This window comes from uncultured Methylibium sp. (assembly GCF_902826655.1).
Classification (GTDB): domain Bacteria; phylum Pseudomonadota; class Gammaproteobacteria; order Burkholderiales; family Burkholderiaceae_C; genus Methylibium.
The window spans coordinates 1-20,248 of record NZ_CADEFR010000055.1 but is presented as its reverse complement, the minus strand read 5'-3'; the positions used below and the strand labels follow the sequence as shown (position 1 = coordinate 20,248).

Below are 20,248 nucleotides of genomic sequence, written 5' to 3'. Positions count from 1 at the left end.
GGCTCAGGAACGCGGTCTGCAGGTTCAGCGCCACCAGCAGGCCGAAGAACAGCGGATCGACGCCGAAGTTGTCCAGCAGCGGGATGAAGATCGGCATGAAGATCACGATGATCTCGGTCCACTCCAGCGGCCAGCCCAGGATGAAGATGATCACCTGGCTGAGGATCAGGAACTCGGTCTTGGTGAGGTTCATGCCCAGCACCCAGTTCTCGACCAGCTCCTGCCCGCCCAGCAGCGCGAAGGCCGCCGAGAAGATCGCCGAGCCGACGAACAGCCAGCACACCATCGCGCTCGTCTTGGCCGTCAGGAACACCGACTCCTTGACGATGGTGAAGTTGAGCTGCTTGTAGGCCGCGGCCAGCAGGAAGCCGCCGAAGGCACCGACCGCCGCCGCCTCGGTCGGCGTGGCGAGACCGAACACGATCGACCCGAGCACCGCGAGGATCAGCACCAGCAGCGGGAAGAAGCTGGCCAGCAGCATCTTGAAGATCTCGAAGCGGGCGAAGCTCAGCAGCGCGTAGTACGCCGCCAGCGCCACCGCCCCGACACCGACGCCGATCCAGTAGCCGCGCGACGCCGTCTTCGGGCCCGCCGACTCGGCAGCGGCCGACGCGGCCGGGGCCGCCGCGGCACCGGGTTCGGCCAGCCCGGAGGGTGCGGCCGGCGCGCTGGCGCCGACGGTGCCGGGCGGCTCGGCGAGCCCGCCCGCCGCGGCAGGTTCCGAGGCGCCGGGCGGTTCGCTCAGGCCGCCGGCCGCCGCGGGAGGCTCCTGCAGGCCGCCCGACGGCGGCTCCTGCAAGTCCCCGGAGCGCGAGGACGCGCCCGACTCGGACCGGGCACCGATCTGCTCGAGGCCCACGAACTCCTCGACCGGCGCCGCGCGGGTCGCGTTCTGGTAGCTCCACAGCGCGACGACGACGAACAGGAGTGCCGGCAGCAGAGCCACGAACAGCTGCTTGAGCAGGTAGCCGGTGGACACGCCGTGATTGCGCTGGCCCTTCAGCGCGCCCAGCAGGGCCGGCAGCGCATTGCGGGCCTGGGTGGCGCCCATCTGGACCAGCGGGGTCGGCAGCGGCACGAAGCGCTGCTCGGCCGTCAGCGGCGGCATCAGCGCCGGCTTGATCTTCGCCAGCACGATCACGTAGACGATGTACAGGCCCGCCAGCATCAGGCCCGGGAAGAAGGCCCCGGCGTAGAGCTGCACCACCGACACGCCGGCGGTGGCGCCGTAGACGATCAGCAGCACCGACGGCGGGATCAGGATGCCCAGGCAGCCGCCCGCGGTGATGGCGCCGGCCGACACGCGCACGTCGTAGCCGCCGCGCAGCATCTGCGGCAGTGCCAGCAGGCCCATCAGCGTGACCACGGCGCCGACGATGCCGGTGGCGGTGGCGAACACCGCGCAGGTCACCAGCGTGGCCACCGCCAGCGAGCCCGGCACGCGCGCCAGCGACAGGTGCAGGCTGCGGAACAGCTTCTCGATCAGGTTGGCCCGCTCGACCAGGTAGCCCATGAAGACGAACAGCGGGATCGAGATGAGCACGTCGTTGCCCATCACCGAGAAGGCGCGCTGCACCATCAGGTCCAGCGTCTGCTTCATCGCGCCGCCGGCGCTCTGCCCGCCCGAGTGGTAGGCGAAGTAGGCGAACAGCATGCCCATGCCCATCAGCGTGAAGGCGGTCGGGAAGCCCAGCATGATGGCCACGACCACCAGCGACAGCATCAGCAGGCCGTAGTGGCCATTGGTCATGGTCGGCACGCTCAGCACCATGCCCGCCGCCGCGGCGACGATCAGCCCCATCAGGATGAAGCCGAACCAGAGTTCCTTGCGCAGCTTGATCACTTGGCGCCTTCCTTCGTCACGTACTTGTCCAGCGCCTCGATGTCGGCGTCCTTGACGTGCACCATCTCCTTGAGCTTGTCGACGTCGACCTCCTCGACGTCCTGCTCGCGCGACGGCCACTCGCCGTCACGCAGGCACAGCACGCAGCGCACGATCTCGACCAGGCCCTGCAGCAGCAGCACCGCGCCGGCGAAGGGGATGACGAACTTGAACGGGTAGACCGGGATCGGGTCGGCATTGAAGGTCTGTTCGCGGATCGCCAGCGAGTCGTTGAAGTACTGCCAGCCGGCGAAGGTCAGCGCCAGGATGCCCGGCAGGAAGAACAGCACGTAGAGCACCAGGTCGATCGAGGCCTGCGTACGCGGCCGGAAGAAGCCGTAGAGCACGTCGCCGCGCACGTGGCCGGCCTTGCTCAGCGTGTAGGCGCCGGCGCACATGAACAGCGTGCCGTACAGCATGATCTGCGCGTCCAGCACCCAGGCGTGCGGCTTGTTCAGCACGTAGCGGGAGAACACCTCCCAGGTGATCAGCGCGGTCAGCCCTACCACCGACCAGGCAAAGAGCTTGCCGATCCAGGTGGAGAACCTGTCGACCGCCAGCAGCAGTTTCTGCATCTCGATTCCTCAACAAGACAAGGGCGCCTCGTGGCGCCCTTGCTTCATGCCATCGGCGGCAGCGCCGCCTTGATCAGCCCTTGCGGAAGTAGTGATTCCAGGCCATCTTGAAGTCGACCGTGTAGTCGTTCTGCCACTGGCCGGCGCGCTCGGCAAAGACCTTCTGCGAGTCGAGCACCTTCTTGAAGAGCGGATTCTCTCCTGCCTTCTTGTCGATGGTCTTGTCCCAGGCCGCGAGCTGGGCGCGCAGGATGGCATCGGGGGTCTTGTAGAACTTGACGCCGGCCTTCTTGAGCTCGATGTAGTCCTGCGAGTTGCGCTGCACCGCCTTCCAGCTCATGTCGGCGCTGGCAGCCTGCACGGCGTAGTCGATCATCGCCTTCAGCTCGGCCGGCAGCCCGTTGTACTTGCCGCCGTTGAACAGGATCTCGAACTGCTCGCCGCTCTGGTGGAAGCTCTGCAGCATGCAGTTCTTCACCACATCCGGGAAGCCGAGCAGGCGGTCGGAGCTGGCGTTGTTGAACTCGGCGCCGTCGATCAGGCCGCGGTCCAGCGCCGGCACGATCTCGCCACCCGGCAGCGGGTTCACCGCCGCGCCCATCTCGGTGTAGATGTCGACCGCCAGGCCCACGGTGCGGAACTTGGTGCCCTTGATGTCTTCGACCTTGGCGATCGGCTTCTTGAACCAGCCGAAGGGCTGGGTCGGCATCGGCCCGTACAGGTAGGACTGCACGTCCATGTTCAGGCTCTTGTAGATCTCGGTCAGCAGCTCCTTGCCGCCGCCGTAGTTGTGCCAGGCCAGCAGCATGTTCGGGTCCATGCCGTAGGCCGGGCCCGATCCCCACAGGGCCAGCGCCGAGTTCTTGCCGTAGTGGTAGGCGACGACGCCATGACCGCCGTCGAGCGTGCCCTTGTTGACGGCCTCCAGCAGCTGGAAGGCCGGGACCACGGCACCGGCCGGCAGCACCTCGATCTTCAGGCGGCCACCCGCCATGTTGTTGACCTTGGTCGCGAAGTCGTTGGCGTACTCGTGGAAGATGTCCTTGGCCGGCCAGGTGCTCTGGAAGCGCAGCGACGTGGTCTGCGCCATCGAGACCATCGGCGCCGCCATCGCGGTGGCGCCGACGGCGCCGGCCGAAGCGGTCTTCAGGAAGCGGCGGCGTTGCGAGGGGGACTTCTGGCTCATGACGGTCTCCTGGGTTGTGCGTGCGGCCATTTTTCACCATGCGGTGAGGTCCGACACATTGCGATTCAGCGGATGTTAGGCAGCGGCCACCGAGCCGGCGCTGTCGTTAACCCGATACGCAGAAACCGCAACGCCGCGGCCAGCCGCACCGGCCGTCGGCCGAGCCGCCCGGCACCCCTCAGGCGAGGGCCCGGCCGATGAGGATCCTCTGCACGTCCGAGGTGCCCTCGTAGATCTGGCAGACGCGCACGTCGCGGTAGATGCGCTCGACCGGGAAGTCGCTGACGTAGCCGTAGCCGCCATGCACCTGGATGGCGTCGCTGCACACGCGCTCGGCCATCTCGCTGGCGAAGAGCTTGGCCATCGCGGCCTCCTTCAGGCAGGGCCGGCCGGCGTCCTTCAGGCTGGCGGCGTGATGGATCAGCGCCCGCGCCGCCTCGATCCCGGTCGCCATGTCGGCCAGGCGGAACTGCAGCGCCTGGTGCTCGAAGATCGGCCGGCCGAAGGCGACGCGCTCCTTGCTGTACTTCAGCGCCGCCTCGAAGGCCGCGCGCGCCATGCCCAGCGCCTGCGAGGCGATGCCGATGCGCCCGCCCTCCAGCCCCGACAGCGCGATCTTCAGGCCCTGGCCCTCGTCGCCGAGGCGGTTGCCCGCCGGCACGCGGCAGTTCTCGAACAGGATCTGCGCGGTGTCGCTGGCGTGCTGGCCGAGCTTGTCCTCGAGTCGCGCGACGACGTAGCCGGGCGTCGCGGTCGGCACGACGAAGGCGCTGATGCCCTTCTTGCCGGCGGTCTTGTCGGTCACCGCCATCACGATGGCGACGTCGCCGTGCTGGCCGCTGGTGATGAACTGCTTGACGCCGTTGAGCACGTAGTGGTCGCCGTCGCGCACTGCGGTGGTCTTCAGGCCCGCGGCTTCGGAGCCGACGTGCGGCTCGGTCAGGCAGAAGGCGCCCAGCATCTGGCCGCGCGCCAGCGGCACGAGCCAGCGTTCCTTCTGCGCGTCGTTCGCCCAGGCCATCAGGATCGAGCACACCGGGCAGTTGTTGACGCTGACGATGGTGGACGTGGCACCGTCGCCGGCCGCGATCTCCTCGAGGATCAGCGACAGGCTCAGGTAGTCCAGCCCCGCGCCGCCCCAGGCTTCGGGCACGGCGACGCCGTAGCAGCCCAGCTGCGCCAGGCCCTGCAGCTGCTCGGCCGGAAAGTGGTGGCGCTTGTCCCAGTCGGCCGCCCGGGGCGCGATCTCGGCCTGCACGTAGTCGCGCACGGCGTCCTGGATCGCGGTGTGGTGTTCGCTCAGCAGCATGGGGGTCCTTCCGGTCGTGCGCCCCGGCTCACCAGGGAATGGGCGTGCCGTCGTGGTCGAGGAAGCGGCCGCTGTCGGCCGGCTTCAGGCCGGCGATCGTGCGGCGCATCGCGCCGACGCTCTGCTCCACCGACAGCGGCGCCGCCGATCCGCCCATGTCGGTGCGCACCCAGCCGGGGCTGATCGCAATGCAGGACGCCCGCCCGGCCAGCGCCAGTGCCGCGTCCTTCGCGACCGAGTTCAGCGCCGCCTTCGACGCGCGGTACAGCCAGTGGTCGGGCGAGGAGCGCTGGCCGATCGACGCCATGCCCGACGACAGCAGCGCGACCCGGGCCTGCGGCGCCAGCAGTTCGGCCAGCTGCTCCAGGACCCGCATCGCGCCGAGCACGTTGGTGTGCATCACCGCGTCGAAGTCGGCGACGGCCGGTGCCTGCACGCCGGCGGCGTCGGGCCCGAACAGCCCGGCGTTGACGATCGCCACGTCGAAGCTCAGGCCGTCGAGCTGCCAGGCCAGGCGCGAGCAGCTTTCGGCGTCGGCGATGTCGAGCGCCAGCGCCTCGGCACCCAGCGCGCGCAGCCGGGCCAGGCCCGCCTCGTCACGCGCCGTGGCCCGGACGGCGGCGCCGTCGGCACGGTACTGGCGCACGAACTCCAGCCCGATGCCGCGCGAGGCGCCGGCGACGAAGACCTTCATGCCGGGCTCCGCGCGGCCACCAGCCGCGCCGCCAGCGCGACGAAGAGCGCGCCGCCGACGGCCTGCAGGGCGCGCGCCGCCGCCGGCGCGACGCGGCCACGCGCTCGCGCCGTCAGCGCCGCCACCACCAGCAGCCAGCCGACGCCGGTCAGGTTGAACAGCAGCCCGAGCAGCAGGAAGGCCGCCAGCGGCGACGCCGCGCCGGCATCGACGAACTGCGGCACGAAGGCCAGGAAGAACAGGCCGACCTTGGGATTGAGCACGTTGGTCAGCAGGCCGGCCGCCAGCGACTGGCGCAGCGACCCGGCCTCCGCGGACCCCGCGCCCGCCGCGACCGCTTCACCCGCCGGACCGCGCAGCGCCGCCCGCAGCATCTGCAGCCCCAGCCACGCCAGGTAGGCGGCGCCAGCCCACTTGAGCAGTTCGAAGGCCCAGCTCGACGCCGCGAGCAGCGCGGCCACGCCCAGCGCCGCGGCCAGCGCGTGGACCATGCAGCCCAGCCCGATGCCGAGCGCCGCCGCGGCCCCATGGCGCCACCCGCCCCGCGCACTGCGACCGACCACCAGCAGCGTGTCGGCGCCGGGCGTCAGGTTGAGCACCAGCCCGGTCAGCATGAAGAGGCCGAGATCATGGATGCCGAACGGGCTCATGCCCACCTCACGTCTGCTTCACCAGCAGGCTCGCGCGCGCCACCAGCGCCGGCTTGGCGCGCGCGGTGCTGCATTCGCCGGCGAGCACGATCACGTGCGACTGCTGACGGCTGTTCCAGGTGACCTCGGTCACCTGCCAGCGCAGGTGCACGTCCTCGTTGGCCAGCACCGGCGCCCGGAAGGCGAAGTTGACGTGCAGCACCAGCACCTCGGTCGACACGCCGTCGCGCGGGCGTGCGAAGTGCGAGGTCGCCAGGCCCATCATCATCGAGCTCGTCTGCTCGCCGCTGGCGATCACCTCGCCGAAGCGCGAGTGCTCGGCCCGCGCGCGATCGCTGTGCAGCGGGTTGTGGTCGTTGCACGCCGCCGCGAAGGCCTCGATGGCCTCGCGGCTGTAGCGGTCGGTCCGGGTGATCAGCTGGCCGACCTGCGCCGGCACCGCCGGCCAGGCCTCGCGCCGGCTGCCGTCGGTCACAGCAGTTCGACGGCCATCGCGGTGGCTTCGCCCCCGCCGATGCACAGCGCCGCCACGCCCTTCTTCTTGCCGTGCTTGCGCAGGGCGCCCAGCAGCGTGACGACGATACGCGCGCCCGAAGCACCGATCGGGTGGCCCAGCGCGCAGGCGCCACCGTGGACGTTGACCCGGTCGTGCGGCAGCTTGAACTCGGCCATCGCCGCCATCGTCACGGCGGCGAAGGCTTCGTTGATCTCCCACAGGTCGACGTCGGCCGCGTTCCAGCCGGTCTTCTTGAGCACCTTCTGGATCGCACCGACCGGTGCGGTCGTGAACCATTCCGGCGCCTGCGCGTGCACGCTGTGCGCAAGGATGCGGGCGATCGGCTTCGCGCCTCGAGCCTTGGAGGTCGACTCGCGCATCAGCACCAGCGCCGCGGCGCCGTCGGAGATCGACGACGAGGTGGCCGCGGTGATCGCGCCGTCCTTCTTGAAGGCCGGCTTCAGGCCCGGGATCTTGTCGAGCTTGGCCTTGAAGGGCTGCTCGTCCCTGGTGAACGTCACCTCGCCGGCCTTGCCCGGCAGCACCACCGGCGCCATCTCCCAGTCGAAGCTGCCGTCGCTGTTGGCGGCGATCGAGCGCTGGGTCGAGGCGATCGCGAAGGCGTCCATCGCCTCGCGCGTGAAGCTGTACTTGCCGACGCACTGCTCGGCGAAGACGCCCATGGCCTTGCCGCCGCCGTTGGGCAGACGTTCGTAGGCGTCCTCCAGGCCGTCGATCGCCATGTGGTCGTACAGCGCCGCGGCGCCGTACTTGATGCCCTTGCGGGCGAAGGTCAGGTGCGGCGCGTTGGTCATGCTCTCCATGCCGCCGGCGACGACCACATCGGCCGAGCCCGCGGCCAGCATGTCGTGGCCGAACATCATCGCGCGCATGCCCGAGCCGCACATCTTGGACAGCGTCACCGCGCCGGCGGAGTCCGGCAGGCCGGCCTTGCGCATCGCCTGGCGCGCCGGCGCCTGCCCCTGGCCGGCCATCAGGCAGTTGCCGAACAGCACCTCGTCGACCGAGTCGCCGGGCACGCCGGCGCGCTCGACCGCGGCCCGGATGGCGACGGCGCCCAGCTCCCAGGCCTGCAGGCCGGCGAAGTCGCCGAGCAGACCGCCGATCGGCGTGCGGGCGGCGGAGACGATGACGATCGGATCGGTGGCACTCATGGCGGGCTCCTGGGTTCAGATGGGGTTGTGGCCGAGTTGCGTCGAGGTGGACAGCGAGGCGCTCTCGGCGTCGAGGCTGCCGAGGCCCAGGCCGGGCCGGCGGCGGAAACGCTTGTGGGGATCGTAGGGAAATACATCATGCACGTATCCCGCGAGGATGCGGTCCTTGCGGCCTTGCCAGTAGTCGGCCTCCAGCAGGTCGGCGTGATGCTCCATGAAGACCTGCCGCACCTCGCGATTGCCCAGCAGGAACGGACCGAAGGTCTCGGGGAACACGTCCTTGGGGCCGACGGCGTACCAGATGTCGCCGGACATCTCTTCTTCCTCGTTGCGCGGCGGCGGCACCTTGCGGAAATTGCAGTCGGTCAGGTACTCGATCTCGTCGTAGTCGTAGAAGACGACCTTGCCGTGGCGGGTGACGCCGAAGTTCTTCCACAGCATGTCGCCGGGGAAGATGTTGGCCGAGACCAGGTCCTTGATCGCGTTGCCGTACTCGACGACGGCATGCTTCAGCTGCTCGGGCGTCGCTTCCTGCAGGTAGATGTTGAGCGGGATCATGCGCCGCTCGATGTAGAGGTGCTTGATGATGAGGCTGTCGCCCTCCTCCTCGAGCAGGCTCGGGCAGAAGTGCCGCAGCTCCTCGATCAGCTCGTCCTCGAAGCGGTGGCGCGGGAAGGCGACGTTGCTGTACTCCAGCGAGTCGGCCATGCGGCCGACCCGGTCGTGGGTCTTCACGAGCAGGTACTTGCTCATGATCTGCTCGCGCGTCGTGTCCTTCTGCGGCGGGTAGAAGTCCTTGATGACCTTGAAGACGAAGGGAAAGCTCGGCAGGTCGAACACCAGCATCACCATGCCCTTGATGCCGGGCGCGGTGCGGAACTTGTCGCTGCTGTGGCGCTGGTGATAGAGGAAGTCGCGGTAGAACTGGTTCTTGCCCTGCTTCTGCAGGCCCAGCGCGTTGTACAGCTCCCAGCGCGGCTTGCGCGGCATCAGCGAGCGCAGGAACTGCACGTAGGCCGAGGGGATCTCCATGTCGACCATGAAGTAGGCCCGCGCGAAGCTGAACAGCAGCAGCAGCTCGTCCTCGCCGAACAGCGCGGTGTCGATCACCAGCTGGTCGCGCGAGGTGTGCAGGATGGGCAGCGCGAAGCCGGTCTCGCGGAAGCCGTTGATCACGCGGCCGACGAGGTAGGCGCCCTTGTTGCGGAAGAACAGGCTGGACAGCACCTGGATCTGGAAGTTGGCGCTGACCTTGCCGTCACCGAACTGGGTGCGGAAGGCCTGCAGCACGTACTCGACGTCGCGCCCGAGGTCCTCGAACTCGCGCTGCAGCTGGAAGTTGTCGACCATGCGCAGCAGCGTCTCGCGCAGTCCCTCGCTGGACCCCGAGCGCTCCGGGTAGTAGGCGCGGTAGGTGGGCGTGGCGGCCGGCTCGTCGTTCTCGATGTACTCGGTGCTGACCGCGGGGCGCACGAAGATGAACTCGTTGCGGAAGTAGCTGCGATGCAGCAGCTTGGTCGTCACCGAGTTGAAGAAGGTCTCGGCCAGCTCGGGCTGGTGGTGATCGATCAAGAGGCCGATGTAGTGCAGCTTGGCCTGCTGCCAGGTGTCGCGCGACAGCTCGGCGGCGCGGAACTCGCGCTCCAGGCGCTCGGCCGCCTCGTCGACGCGCAGGTCGTAGAACTCGATGCGCTCGCGCTGCGCGCGCTGCTGGCCGTGCCAGTCGGCCGCCTCGAAACGCTGCTTGGCCTCGCGGCTGGTCTGGCGGAACAGCCGGTAGTGCCGGTTGAAGCCCTCCAGCAGCGCCTGGGCGATGTCGTAGGCCTGGGGATCGTCGAGCGACCGGGGCAGCAGCGCAGCCGACATCAGGCGCCTCCCGCGCCGTAGCGCGTCTTGACGGCCGCGATCGCGGCGGCGTGCGCCTGGCTCACGTCCTCGGGCCGGCGCACCGTCATCCGCAGGTCCTGCAGCAGCCCGTCCTTCAGGCCGTAGAACCAGCCGTGGATCACCAGCTCCTGGCCGCGCGCCCAGGCGTCCTGAACGACCGTGGTGCGGCAGACGTTGGTGGCCTGCTCGACGACGTTGAGTTCGCACAGCGCGTTGACCCGCTGGGCCTCCGGCACGGTGTCCAGCCACGACTGGTACCAGTTGCGCACGTCCTGCACGTGGCGCAGCCAGTTGTCGACGATGCCGGCGCGGCGGTCGTTCATCACCGCCGCGACGCCGCCGCAGCCCGAGTGGCCGACGACGATGATGTGCTGGACCTTCAGCACGTCGGTCGCGTACTGCACGACCGACAGGCAGTTCAGGTCGGAGTGCACGACGACGTTGGCGACGTTGCGGTGCACGAACATCTCGCCCGGCGCCAGGCCGACCAGCTCGTTGGCCGGCACGCGGCTGTCGGCGCAGCCGATCCACATGTACTGCGGCGTCTGCTGGCTGAGCAGCCGGGTGAAGAAGCCCGGCTGCCGCGCCTCGGTCGCCGCAGCCCAGCGGCGGTTGCTGTCGAACAGTTCCTGCAGTTCGGTGCTCATCGTCTTGCCCCTCGGTGAGCACCGAGTTTACGAAGCCGCGCCGACGCGCAGCGGCACGCTACTGCACGATCTTGCCGTCGGCGCCGAACATTGCGAAGTCGACGTAGCGCGAGCTGCTGCGGTCCCTGGCGGCGAAGTCGAGCACGTAGCCGCCGACGTCCACCGCGCTCGAGGTCGCGATCGCCTGGCTGACGCCCCCGGCCGTGAGCGGGGCCCCGCCTTCCAGGATCTTCACCAGCGCCTTGGCGGCGATGTAGCCCTCGATCGAGCGCGCCGACAGGTGGGGGTCGGTCGACGCGGACTTCAGCTGCAGGTACTCGCGCACCACCGCGCGGTGGGTCTGCTGCGCCAGCGGCAGCACGACCGAGAACGCGTAGCCGCGCGAGCGCTCCGGCCCCAGCGCCTTCAGCAGCGCCTCGGTGTCGATGATCGACAGGCCGTAGAGCGTCGCCGTGCCGCCGGCCGCCCGGTACTGCCTGACGAACTCGATCCCGGCCGCCGTGGTGGCGCCCAGGAACACGACCTGGACCTTGGCGCCCAGCATGTCGGCCACCGGCTTCTCGACCGCGGTGGTGTTGCGCGCATAGCCCGAGCGCGCGACCAGCGTGACGCCGGACTGACGCGCCGCTGCCTCGGCGCCCACCAGCACGTCGCGGCCCAGGCCGTCGTCCTGGTAGACCAGGCCGATGCGCTGAACGCCCAGCGCGGCCAGCTGGCTGAACAGCCGCGCGACCTCGTCGTGGTAGCTCGCCTTGACCGGGTGCATCGCCTCGGCCTGCACGATGCTGGCCGCACCGGACACCGCGCCGATCATCGACACGCGCTGGCGTGCCAGCACGCCGTCCTTGGCCAGCGCCTCGAGGTTGCTGGTGCCGACCGTGCCGATCAGCGCCACCGGCGACTCGGCGGCGATCAGCTCCCGGGTCAGGCGCACCGTCTCGTCGGGCTTCTGTGCGTCGTCGCGCGTCACCAGCTTGATCGGCCGGCCGCGCACGCCGCCGCGCGCATTGACGGCGTCGAAGTAGAGCTTCGCGCCCGCGTTCATCGCCCGTCCGGTGACGGCCTGCGGCCCCGAGAAAGGCGCGACCTGCCCGACCACCACGCTCTCGCCCGCCGACCAGGCCGGCGACTGCGCCGCCATCCACAGGCCGATCGCCGCCATCAGGCGAAAGCCCGTCCGCCGGCGCGAAGCGCCGGTGCTGTTCCGTTGATCCATGACCCGAATTCCCCCAGGCGCACCCGCGGCGCCGACCGGCGGGGAGTCTAGGGTTTACCCGGAAAACCGGGCGGTACTTTTTGGCATTTCGCTGCCGGACCGGGCCACGGGATGCGCTCATCGCACGGGCTCGCCGCCTCACATCGTCTCGGCAAACAGCTCCCGGCCGATCAGCATGCGGCGGATCTCCGAGGTGCCGGCCCCGATCTCGTAGAGCTTGGCGTCGCGCCACAGCCGGCCCAGCGGGTACTCGTTGATGTAGCCGTTGCCGCCGAAGATCTGGATGCCCTCGCCGGCCATCCAGGTGGCCTTCTCGGCGCACCACAGGATCACGCTCGCGCAGTCCTTGCGCACCTGGCGCACGTGCTCGGCGCCGAGCATGTCGAGGTTCTTGCCGACCGTGTAGCAGAAGGCGCGGCCGGCCTGCAGCACGGTGTACATGTCGGCCACCTTGCCCTGGATCAGCTGGAACTCGCCGATCGACTGGCCGAACTGCTTGCGGTCGTGGGTGTACGGGATCACGTTGTCCATCACCGACTGCATGATGCCGATCGGCCCGGCCGCCAGCACCGCACGCTCGTAGTCCAGGCCGCTCATCAGCACCTTGGCACCGCCGTTGAGATTGCCGAGGATGTTCTGCGCCGGCACCTCGACGTTCTGGAACACCATCTCGCCGGTGTGCGAGCCGCGCATGCCCAGCTTGTCGAGCTTCTGCGCGGTGGAGAAGCCCTTCATGCCCTTCTCGACGATGAAGGCAGTGACGCCGCGCGCGCCGAGCTCGGGTTCGGTCTTGGCGTAGACCACCATGGTGTCGGCGTCGGGGCCGTTGGTGATCCACATCTTGCTGCCGTTGAGGACGTAGTAACCGCCCTTGTCCTCGGCCTTGAGCTTCATCGAGATGACGTCGGAGCCGGCACCGGGCTCGCTCATCGCCAGCGCCCCGACGTGTTCGCCGCTGATCAGCCTGGGCAGGTACTTCTGCTTCTGCGCGTCGCTGCCGTTGCGCTTGAGCTGGTTGACGCACAGGTTGCTGTGCGCACCGTAGCTCAGGCCGACGCTCGCCGAGGCGCGGCTGATCTCCTCCATCGCCACCATGTGGGCCAGGTAGCCCATGTTGGCGCCGCCGTACTCCTCGCCCACGGTGATGCCGAGCACGCCCAGCTCGCCCATCTTGCGCCACAGGTCCATCGGGAACTGGTCGCTCTGATCGATCTGCGCGGCGCGCGGGGCGATCTCGGCGTCGGCGAAGGCGCGCACCGCGTCGCGCAGTGCGTCGATGTCCTCGCCGAGCTGGAAGTCGAGGCCGGGCAGGTTCATGGGATGGGTCTCCTGGATGTCAGTGCTGGATGCCGGCACGGCCGACGATGGTCATCACGGTGGCCGTCATCGTCGCGACCAGCTTCTCGCGGCCGTCGTCGGCGAGCTGCAGCGCGCGGCCCTCGACCACGCTGATCGTGCGGCCGGCCTTGACCACCTGGCCTTCGAGCCGGAAGCGCGGGCCGGCGGCCGGCGCCAGCAGGTTGACCTTGAACTCGATCGTCAGCACGCCGGCGTCGGCCGGCATCAGGCTCGAGGCCGCGTAGCCGCAGGCCGAGTCGAGCGCGGTGGACAGGATGCCGGCATGCACGAAGCCGTGCTGCTGCGCGATGTCGGCGCGGTGCGCCAGGCCGATCACGACGCGGCCGGCCTCGACGACGTCGAGCGTCGCGCCGATCAGCGCCATCGCCGGCTGACGCTCGAACGAGGCCGCCACGCGGGCGGCGAAACCGGGGTCGGCGGGCGGCATCGCGAGCCCCTCACTCGGCCTTGGCGCGCACGGCGCGCGGCGCGGCCGGGGCGCTGCGCGACTCGCTGGCCGCGAGCAGGCGTCGCGCCTCCTTCTCGTGCGAGCGCACCTCGTCCAGCGTGGCCTGCAGGTCGGCCATCTGCTGCTCGACCTGCTCGCGGTGCGCGGCCAGCACCGCCAGGTACTTGCGCAGCTGCGGCACCGAGTCGCGCGGCGTCTCGTACATGTCGACCAGTTCCTTGATCTCGGCCAGGCTCAGGCCGAGGCGCTTGCCGCGCAGCGTGAGCTTGAGGCGCGTGCGGTCGCGGTGGGTATAGACGCGCTGCCGGCCGCCGGCGCCGCCGCGGTCGGGGGCGAGCAGGCCGCAGTCCTCGTAGAAGCGGATCGCGCGCGTGGTCAGGTCGAACTCGCGCGCCAGCTCACTGATCGTGTAGCTGGTTGACGCCGGGGAGACTGCAGGAGTGCTCATGGCTGCCTAGAATCCGTGACGTACGATTGACGTTAACGTTAACGTCAACTGTAGCAGCACCCCCTCCGCCGCTCAACGCCCCCCGCCCAGGTCCCCGCATGAACGCCCTCGAACACCAGCTCCGCTACCCGTTCGGCGACACCCTGCCCGGCCCGGGCTCGACGCTGACCGTCGCGCCCGGCGTCAAGTGGCTGCGCATGGGCCTGCCCTTCGCGCTGGACCACATCAACCTGTGGCTGCTGCGCGACCGCCACCAGGGCCGCGAGGGCTGGGCCATCGTCGACTGCGGCATCCACAACGACGCCACCCGCGCGGCCTGGGAGCAGGTCTTCGCGACCCAGCTCGAAGGCCTGCCGGTGCTGCGCGTCATCGTCACGCACATGCACCCCGACCACATCGGGCTGGCCGACTGGCTGACGCAGCGCTGGGACTGCGACCTGTGGATCAGCGCGACCGACTGGAACGCGGCGCGCCTGGCCTCGCAGCCCGGCAACGACATCGGCGGCGAGGCCAGCGCCGCGCACTACGCGCGCCACGGCGTCACCGACGAGGACACGCTGGCCAAGGTGCGGGCCCGCACCAACTACTACGCGTCGATGGTGCCGACGGTGCCGCGGCGCTACCACCGGCTGCTCGACGGTCAGGTGCTGCGCATCGGCGACCACGACTGGCGCTGCCACGCCGGCTACGGCCACGCGCCCGAGCACATCGCCTTGCACGCCCAGTCCCTGAACCTGCTGATCTCGGGCGACATGGTGCTGCCGCGCATCAGCACCAACGTGATGGTCATGCACCTGGAACCCGAGGCCGACCCGCTGGCGCTGTTCCTCGCGTCGATCGAGCGGATGCGCGCGCTGCCGGCCGACGCGGTGGTGCTGCCCTCGCACGGCCGGCCCTTCACCGGACTGCACACGCGCATCGACCAGTTGCGCGACCACCACGCCGATCGCCTGGCCGAGGTGATGGAGGCCTGCACGGCGCAGCCGACCCACGCCGTCGGGCTGCTGCCGGTGCTGTTCAGGCGCCCGCTCGACCTGCACCAGACGAGCTTCGCGCTCGGCGAAGCCATCGCCCACCTGCACACCTTGTGGTTACAGGGCCGCCTCGAACGGCGGCTGGACGCCGACGGCATCTACCGCTTCGTGCCGGCCGCCTAGGGCTCAGTCGAAGGCCGGCACCGCCTCGTGCCGCAGCACGCCGCGCGCCGCGTCGACGTCCGGGATCACCGAGCGCACCACGTCCCAGAAGCGCGGGCTGTGGTTCATCTCGCGCAGGTGCGCGAGCTCGTGCGCGACCACGTAGTCGATGGTCGGCAGCGCGAAGTGCACCAGTCGCCAGTTCAGCCGCACCGAGCCGTCGGCGCTGGCGCTGCCCCAGCGCGTCTGCGCCGAGCTGAGGCCCAGGCGATGAACGCTGACCTTGAGCCGCGGCGCGAAGTGCGCGCAGCGCTCCTCGAAGATGCGCAGCGCCTGGCGCTTGAGCCAGGCCTGCGCGACGTCGCGGATCTGCTCCGGCGTCGCAGTCTGCGGCAGGCCGACGTGCAGGGTGAGTCGCGGAACCCCCGGCAGCGCCTCGGCATCGCTGTTCAGCACCGCCCCGGTGGTGCGCGGGTCCAGCACCAGGATCACGGTCTCGCCGAGGAAGGGCAGGCTGGTGCCGTCGCGCCATTCGATGCGCGAGGCTTCGAGCTTGCGGGCGCGCTCGTGCTGCTCGACCAGCTTGGCCCGGATCCAGACGGCCTTCTCGCGCAGCGCTTCCTCGATCTCGCCCCAGCCGACCCAGCGCGGCGCGCGCACCGACAGACCCTCGGCCGACACCACCATGCCGATCGAGCGGCGCCGGGCGCGCTGGAACTCGTAGGCCACGACCGCGTGACCGAGATCGATCTCGCGCGAGGCCCGCGGGTGGCGGAACAGGCTGGACGCGGCGACCGGGGCGGCGGGCGGGACGGCGGACGGCGGCGGCGATGACGATGCCTGCGACGCGAGGCCGGCCGGGACCGAGGCCGCGGCGGGCGCCGATGGCGCGTCGTCCTGCGCGAAGAGCGGCAGGTCGAGCTGGCTAGGGGGTTTGGCGTGGGGATCGATCCCCGCAGCCCGGCGCGTCATGGACCGCGAGTATAGAAGTGGGCCGCGTGCCCCGGGAGGCGCTCAGGCCGCCGGCGCGGCCTGCGCGGCGCCCTGGGCGGCGTAGGCCTCGGGGTCGATGCGGCGCATCTGCGCCTCGATCCAGGTCTCGACCTCGCGCATCAGTTCCTCGGGCTCGCGGCCGGTCGACGGGATGGGGGCACCGATCACGACGTCGATCGTCCCGGGCCGCAGCACGAAGCTCTTGCGCGGCCAGCACCTGGCCGAGCTGACCGCGATCGGCACCACCGGCACGCCGGTGGCGATCGCGAGCCGCGTGCCGCCGCTCTTGTACTGCCCCTGGCCGCCGCGCGGCGTGCGCGTGCCCTCGGGAAACATGATGACCCAGTTGCCGTGGGACATGTAGCGCCGGCCCTGCTCGGCGACCTTGTTCCAGGCCTCGGCGCGCTTGCTGCGGTCGATGTGGATCATGTCCAGCCGGCCCATCGCCCAGCCGAAGAAGGGGATGTAGATCAGCTCGCGCTTGAAGACGTAGCACAGCGGGTGCGACATCAGCGTCGGGAAGGCGAAGGTCTCCCAGGTGCTCTGGTGCTTGGGGAGCAGGATCACCGGCGACAGCTTGTCGCGCGGCGGCAGGTTCTCCATGCCATGCACGCGGTACTGCACGCCGCAGATCGCGCGCGCGCCCCAGATCGACAGGCGCAGGAAGCTGACGCACACCCAGTACAGCGGATCGCCGCGCACGAAGATCGACATCACCAGCGCCACGATGGCGATCGGGATCACCGTCACCACCATCCACAGCAGGAACAGCATCGAGCGCAGGCGCGCCACCAGGCCGCTCACAGCGACCCCGCCCCGCTCTCGGGCGACTCGGCGATGCCGCGCGTCCGGGCGCGCGCCGCGCGGCCGCGCTGGACGATGAACTCGGCCGCGGCGGCCAGGTCCGTGTGCAGCGTCGTGCCCGGCACCTGGGCCAGCAGGTCGGCGATCTGCTCGTCGCTCAGGCCCTCGCACTTGCCGGAGCGCACCAGGTGCGTCTCGCAACCCACCGCCGCGGCGGCCTGCAGGTCGCGCAGGCTGTCGCCGATGGCCGGCACGCCCTTCAGGTCGACGCCGTAGCGGTCGCCGATCTGCTCGAACAGCCCGGGCAGCGGCTTGCGGCAGGCGCAGTTCTCGTCGGGCGCATGCGGGCAGAAGAAGATGGCGTCGAGGCGCCCGCCGGCCTGGGTCAGCGCGTGGTTCATCTTGAGGTGCATCGCGTTCAGCGCCGCCATGTCGAACAGGCCGCGGCCCAGGCCGGACTGGTTGGTCGCCACCACCACGTGCCAGCCGTCGTGATTGAGCCGTGCGATGCCTTCCAGCGCACCCGGCAGCGGCCGCCACTCCTCGGGCGACTTGACGTAGTCGTCGCGGTCGGCGTTGATCGTGCCGTCGCGATCGAGGATGACGAGCTTGATCGCCTGCATCTCAGGTGGCCAGCTTGGAGAGGTCGGCGACGCGGTTCATCGCGCGGTGCAACGCCGCCAGCAGTGCCAGACGATTCGCGCGCAGCGCGGCATCGTCCGCATTGACCATCACCTTGTCGAAGAAGGCGTCGACCGGCGCCTTCAGCGCGGCGAGCGCCTGCAGCGAGGCGGCGTAGTCGCCGCGCTCGAATGCGGCATTGGCCAGCTGCGCCGCCGACTGCAGAGCCTCGACGAAGCGCTGTTCGGCGGGCTCCTTCAGCAGCGAGGCGTCAATCTGCTCGCCGGGCGGCGTGTCGCTCTTCTTCAGGATGTTGCCGACGCGCTTGTTGGCGGCGGCCAGTGCCGGCGCCTCGGGCAGGGCGGCAAAGCTGCGGACGGCCGCAAGTCGACGCGGAACGTCCCCCCAGCGCGGCGGCCGCACGGCGATGACCGCCTCGACCTCCTGGGCGCTGTAGCCCGCATCGCGCAGATAGCCGACGAGACGGTCGAACAGGAAGTGCGTGACCTCGGCCTGCGCCGCGCCGTGCGCCGCCGGGAAGGCCCCGAACGCGACCTCGACCAGCGCCGGCACGGCCAGCGGCAGGTCGCGCTCGATCAGCATGCGGATCACGCCCAGCGCATGGCGTCGCAGCGCGAACGGGTCCTTGTCGCCGGTCGGCGCCTGGCCGATGCCGAACAAGCCCGCCAGCGTCTCCAGCTTGTCGGCCAGCGCCAGCACGGTGCCGGTGTGGTTGCGCGGCAGCGCGTCGCCGGCGAAGCGCGGCTTGTAGTGGTCCTCGATCGCGATCGCGACGCCGTCGCGCAGGCCCTCGTGGCGCGCGTAGTAGCCGCCCATCACGCCCTGCAGCTCGGGGAACTCGCCGACCATGTCGGTCAGCAGGTCGGTCTTGGCCAGGCGCGCGGCCTGACGGACCTTGCTGTCGAGCACGTCGAAGTGGTCCTTCGCCTCCACGGTGTAGGGCAGCGTGGCCTCGCGCAGCTGGTTGACGATGGCGTGCGCGATGACGCCGACGCGCTCGGCCCGCTCGGCCTGACTGCCCAGCTTGCCGTGGTAGACCACCTTGGCGAGCCCCGCGACGCGCGACTCCAGCGTCTTCTTGCGATCCTGGTCGAAGAAGAACTTCGCATCGGCCAGCCGCGGCCGCACCACGCGCTCGTTGCCTTCGACGACGCGGCTCGTGTCGGCCGGGCTGATGTTGCTGACGATGAGGAACTTGTTGGTCAGTTTTCCCGCCGCATCGAGCAGCGGGAAGTACTTCTGGTTGGCCTTCATCGTGAGGATCAGGCACTCGGGCGGCACCTCGAGGAAGGCCTCCTCGAACTGGCCCAGCAGCACCCTGGGTCGCTCGACCAGCGCGGTCACCTCGTCCAGCAGCGCGGCATCGTCGATCGGCACCAGCCCTTGCTGCGCGGCCGCATGCTGCAGCTGGCGCGCGATCTCGCCATGGCGCTGCTCGAAGCCGGCGATCACCGCGCCCTGGTCCAGCAGCTGCTGCGCGTAGTGGTCGGCATGCTGCAGCACCACCGGGTCCATCTGCGCCTCGAAGCGATGGCCGTGCGTCTCGCGTCCGGACTGCAGGCCGAGGGCGGCGACCGGCACGACGTCGGCGCCGTGCAGCGCGACGAGGCCGTGCGCGGGGCGCACGAAGGAGACGGTGGTCCAGCCCGGCTGCTCGCCGCCGTCGAGCTGGTAGCTCATGCGCTTCGGGCTAGGCAGCGCGGCGATCGCCGCGTCCAGCGCCTGCTGCAGGCCGGCGGCCAGCGTGGCGCCGGCCTGCGTGCGGTCGAGGAAGAGCGCGTCGCCTTCACGCCGCAGCGCATCGACGGCCGAGGCATCGGCACCGACGGCCGCCAGCTTCTTCAGCAAGGCGGGCGTCGGCCGGCCGTCCGGCGCCAGGCCCACCGCAGCCGGCATCAGCTTGACCGAGACCGCCTGGTCCGGGGCCGCCGGCAGCACGGCGCTCACGTGCACCGCCAGCCGCCGCGGCGACGCGAACGGCGTGACGGCCGACTGCTCGCCCGCCAGGCCCTGGGCCTTCAGCGACGCGGCCAGCGCCTCGGCGAAAGCCGCACCGAGCTTCTTCAGCGCCTTCGGCGGCAACTCCTCGACGCACAGTTCGACCAGCAGACTCTTCTTGTCGCTCATGCGGCCTTCTTGTTGTTCTGCCTGTCGATCTGCGCCAGCACTTCGTCGGCCCAGGCCCGGGGCGCCATCGGAAAGCCCAGCCGCGCGCGGCTGTCGAAATAGCTCTGCGCGACGCTGCGCGCCAGGTTGCGGATGCGGCCGATGTAGGCGGCGCGCTCGGTGACGCTGATGGCGCCGCGCGCGTCCAGCAGGTTGAAGCTGTGCGCGCACTTGAGCACCTGCTCGTAGGCGGGCAGCGCGAGCTGCTGCTCCATCAAGTGCTTGGCCTGCTTCTCGTGCGCCCCGAAGGCGGTGAAGAGGAAGTCGGCGTCGCTGTGCTCGAAGTTGTAGGCGGACTGTTCCTTCTCGTTCTGCAGGTACACGTCGCCGTAGCTCATGCTGTCGGTCCACTTCAGGTTGTAGACGTTGTCCACACCTTGCAGGTACATGGCCAGACGCTCCAGGCCGTAGGTGATTTCGCCGGTGATCGGGCGGCAGTCGATGCCGCCGACCTGCTGGAAGTAAGTGAACTGCGTGACTTCCATGCCGTTGAGCCAGACCTCCCAGCCCAGGCCCCAGGCGCCCAGCGTCGGGC

At 70.0% G+C, this 20,248-nt stretch carries 20 protein-coding genes; 1 reads left to right on the top strand and 19 read right to left on the bottom strand.

The annotated features are described in order from the left end of the window. From QZV97_RS16795 to QZV97_RS16730, 14 genes are all read right to left on the bottom strand, one after another. Positions 1-1,840, bottom strand: a 1,840-nt coding sequence (locus QZV97_RS16795) for a TRAP transporter large permease subunit (protein WP_295645088.1), incomplete at its 3' end; no start/stop codon positions are given. Then, on the bottom strand, positions 1,840-2,457 hold the full coding sequence (locus QZV97_RS16790) for a TRAP transporter small permease subunit (RefSeq protein WP_295645085.1): 618 nt from the start codon (positions 2,455-2,457) through the stop codon (positions 1,840-1,842). The genes QZV97_RS16790 and QZV97_RS16795, both read right to left, overlap by 1 nt. A 73-nt stretch (positions 2,458-2,530) precedes the next feature. Next, positions 2,531-3,643, bottom strand: a complete 1,113-nt coding sequence (locus QZV97_RS16785) for a TRAP transporter substrate-binding protein (protein WP_295645082.1) — start codon at positions 3,641-3,643, stop codon at positions 2,531-2,533. Between the two features lie 178 nt (positions 3,644-3,821). Continuing rightward, the gene (locus QZV97_RS16780) at positions 3,822-4,952 is read right to left on the bottom strand and encodes an acyl-CoA dehydrogenase family protein (protein WP_295645079.1); all 1,131 of its coding nucleotides are present in this window, start codon (positions 4,950-4,952) and stop codon (positions 3,822-3,824) included. Between the two features lie 28 nt (positions 4,953-4,980). Continuing rightward, positions 4,981-5,646, bottom strand: coding sequence for an SDR family oxidoreductase (locus QZV97_RS16775; RefSeq protein ID WP_295645076.1), 666 nt, complete (start codon positions 5,644-5,646; stop codon positions 4,981-4,983). After that, entirely contained in the window at positions 5,643-6,296 is a 654-nt protein-coding gene (locus tag QZV97_RS16770; RefSeq protein ID WP_295645074.1) for a LysE family translocator, read from the bottom strand. The genes QZV97_RS16775 and QZV97_RS16770 overlap by 4 nt, the downstream gene beginning before the upstream one ends. Before the next feature lie 7 nt (positions 6,297-6,303). After that, positions 6,304-6,771 carry a MaoC/PaaZ C-terminal domain-containing protein gene (locus tag QZV97_RS16765; protein ID WP_295645071.1) on the bottom strand — a complete coding sequence of 156 codons (468 nt, stop codon included), beginning with the start codon at positions 6,769-6,771 and terminating at the stop codon, positions 6,304-6,306. After that, on the bottom strand, positions 6,768-7,967 hold the full coding sequence (locus QZV97_RS16760) for an acetyl-CoA C-acyltransferase (protein WP_295645068.1): 1,200 nt from the start codon (positions 7,965-7,967) through the stop codon (positions 6,768-6,770). The genes QZV97_RS16765 and QZV97_RS16760 overlap by 4 nt, the downstream gene beginning before the upstream one ends. 15 nt (positions 7,968-7,982) lie before the next feature. Continuing rightward, positions 7,983-9,821, bottom strand: a complete 1,839-nt coding sequence (gene aceK / locus QZV97_RS16755; RefSeq protein ID WP_295645093.1) for a bifunctional isocitrate dehydrogenase kinase/phosphatase — start codon at positions 9,819-9,821, stop codon at positions 7,983-7,985. An 11-nt stretch (positions 9,822-9,832) separates the two neighbouring features. After that, a complete protein-coding gene (gene can, locus QZV97_RS16750) occupies positions 9,833-10,501 on the bottom strand; it encodes a carbonate dehydratase (RefSeq protein ID WP_295645065.1) in 669 nt (222 codons plus the stop codon). A gap of 58 nt (positions 10,502-10,559) precedes the next feature. Continuing rightward, a complete protein-coding gene (locus tag QZV97_RS16745; protein ID WP_295645062.1) occupies positions 10,560-11,717 on the bottom strand; it encodes an ABC transporter substrate-binding protein in 1,158 nt (385 codons plus the stop codon). A 138-nt stretch (positions 11,718-11,855) separates the two neighbouring features. Then, entirely contained in the window at positions 11,856-13,034 is a 1,179-nt protein-coding gene (locus QZV97_RS16740; RefSeq protein ID WP_295645059.1) for an isovaleryl-CoA dehydrogenase, read from the bottom strand. Positions 13,035-13,053: 19 nt separating this feature from the next. Then, positions 13,054-13,503: a PaaI family thioesterase gene (locus QZV97_RS16735; protein ID WP_295645056.1), complete on the bottom strand. Its 450-nt coding sequence runs from the start codon at positions 13,501-13,503 to the stop codon at positions 13,054-13,056. 10 nt (positions 13,504-13,513) lie between these two features. Beyond that, entirely contained in the window at positions 13,514-13,972 is a 459-nt protein-coding gene (locus QZV97_RS16730; protein ID WP_295645053.1) for a MerR family DNA-binding transcriptional regulator, read from the bottom strand. A gap of 98 nt (positions 13,973-14,070) precedes the next feature. On the opposite strand from QZV97_RS16730, the gene QZV97_RS16725 reads away from it, so the two are divergent. Beyond that, complete coding sequence (locus QZV97_RS16725; protein WP_295645050.1) at positions 14,071-15,129, top strand: MBL fold metallo-hydrolase; 1,059 nt, start codon at positions 14,071-14,073, stop codon at positions 15,127-15,129. Between the two features lie 3 nt (positions 15,130-15,132). Here QZV97_RS16725 and QZV97_RS16720 read toward each other — a convergent pair whose 3' ends face one another. The 5 genes from QZV97_RS16720 to QZV97_RS16700 all read right to left on the bottom strand — a co-directional run. Next, a complete protein-coding gene (locus tag QZV97_RS16720; RefSeq protein ID WP_295645047.1) occupies positions 15,133-16,080 on the bottom strand; it encodes a SprT family zinc-dependent metalloprotease in 948 nt (315 codons plus the stop codon). 42 nt (positions 16,081-16,122) lie between these two features. Beyond that, positions 16,123-16,875, bottom strand: a complete 753-nt coding sequence (locus tag QZV97_RS16715; RefSeq protein ID WP_295645090.1) for a lysophospholipid acyltransferase family protein — start codon at positions 16,873-16,875, stop codon at positions 16,123-16,125. Between the two features lie 26 nt (positions 16,876-16,901). Next, on the bottom strand, positions 16,902-17,528 hold the full coding sequence (gene gmhB, locus QZV97_RS16710) for a D-glycero-beta-D-manno-heptose 1,7-bisphosphate 7-phosphatase (RefSeq protein ID WP_295645044.1): 627 nt from the start codon (positions 17,526-17,528) through the stop codon (positions 16,902-16,904). 1 nt (position 17,529) lies between these two features. Then, positions 17,530-19,674, bottom strand: a complete 2,145-nt coding sequence (glyS, locus tag QZV97_RS16705) for a glycine--tRNA ligase subunit beta (protein WP_295645041.1) — start codon at positions 19,672-19,674, stop codon at positions 17,530-17,532. Then, positions 19,671-20,248 (bottom strand): glycine--tRNA ligase subunit alpha (locus tag QZV97_RS16700; protein WP_295645038.1); only part of this gene is annotated, 578 nt, incomplete at its 5' end. The genes QZV97_RS16700 and glyS, both read right to left, overlap by 4 nt.

Bases quoted from the DNA above. Each gene is read 5' to 3' on its own strand.
- QZV97_RS16720 (WP_295645047.1), bottom strand. From the start codon at position 16,080: ATGACGCGCCGGGCTGCGGGGATCGATCCCCACGCCAAACCCCCTAGC.
- QZV97_RS16725 (WP_295645050.1), top strand. From the start codon at position 14,071: ATGAACGCCCTCGAACACCAGCTCCGCTACCCGTTCGGCGACACCCTG.
- QZV97_RS16730 (WP_295645053.1), bottom strand. From the start codon at position 13,972: ATGAGCACTCCTGCAGTCTCCCCGGCGTCAACCAGCTACACGATCAGT.
- gmhB (WP_295645044.1), bottom strand. From the start codon at position 17,528: ATGCAGGCGATCAAGCTCGTCATCCTCGATCGCGACGGCACGATCAAC.
- QZV97_RS16790 (WP_295645085.1), bottom strand. From the start codon at position 2,457: ATGCAGAAACTGCTGCTGGCGGTCGACAGGTTCTCCACCTGGATCGGC.
- can (WP_295645065.1), bottom strand. From the start codon at position 10,501: ATGAGCACCGAACTGCAGGAACTGTTCGACAGCAACCGCCGCTGGGCT.
- QZV97_RS16735 (WP_295645056.1), bottom strand. From the start codon at position 13,503: ATGCCGCCCGCCGACCCCGGTTTCGCCGCCCGCGTGGCGGCCTCGTTC.
- QZV97_RS16715 (WP_295645090.1), bottom strand. From the start codon at position 16,875: ATGCTGTTCCTGCTGTGGATGGTGGTGACGGTGATCCCGATCGCCATC.
- QZV97_RS16745 (WP_295645062.1), bottom strand. From the start codon at position 11,717: ATGGATCAACGGAACAGCACCGGCGCTTCGCGCCGGCGGACGGGCTTT.
- QZV97_RS16740 (WP_295645059.1), bottom strand. From the start codon at position 13,034: ATGAACCTGCCCGGCCTCGACTTCCAGCTCGGCGAGGACATCGACGCA.
- glyS (WP_295645041.1), bottom strand. From the start codon at position 19,674: ATGAGCGACAAGAAGAGTCTGCTGGTCGAACTGTGCGTCGAGGAGTTG.
- QZV97_RS16780 (WP_295645079.1), bottom strand. From the start codon at position 4,952: ATGCTGCTGAGCGAACACCACACCGCGATCCAGGACGCCGTGCGCGAC.
- QZV97_RS16760 (WP_295645068.1), bottom strand. From the start codon at position 7,967: ATGAGTGCCACCGATCCGATCGTCATCGTCTCCGCCGCCCGCACGCCG.
- QZV97_RS16770 (WP_295645074.1), bottom strand. From the start codon at position 6,296: ATGAGCCCGTTCGGCATCCATGATCTCGGCCTCTTCATGCTGACCGGG.
- QZV97_RS16785 (WP_295645082.1), bottom strand. From the start codon at position 3,643: ATGAGCCAGAAGTCCCCCTCGCAACGCCGCCGCTTCCTGAAGACCGCT.
- QZV97_RS16775 (WP_295645076.1), bottom strand. From the start codon at position 5,646: ATGAAGGTCTTCGTCGCCGGCGCCTCGCGCGGCATCGGGCTGGAGTTC.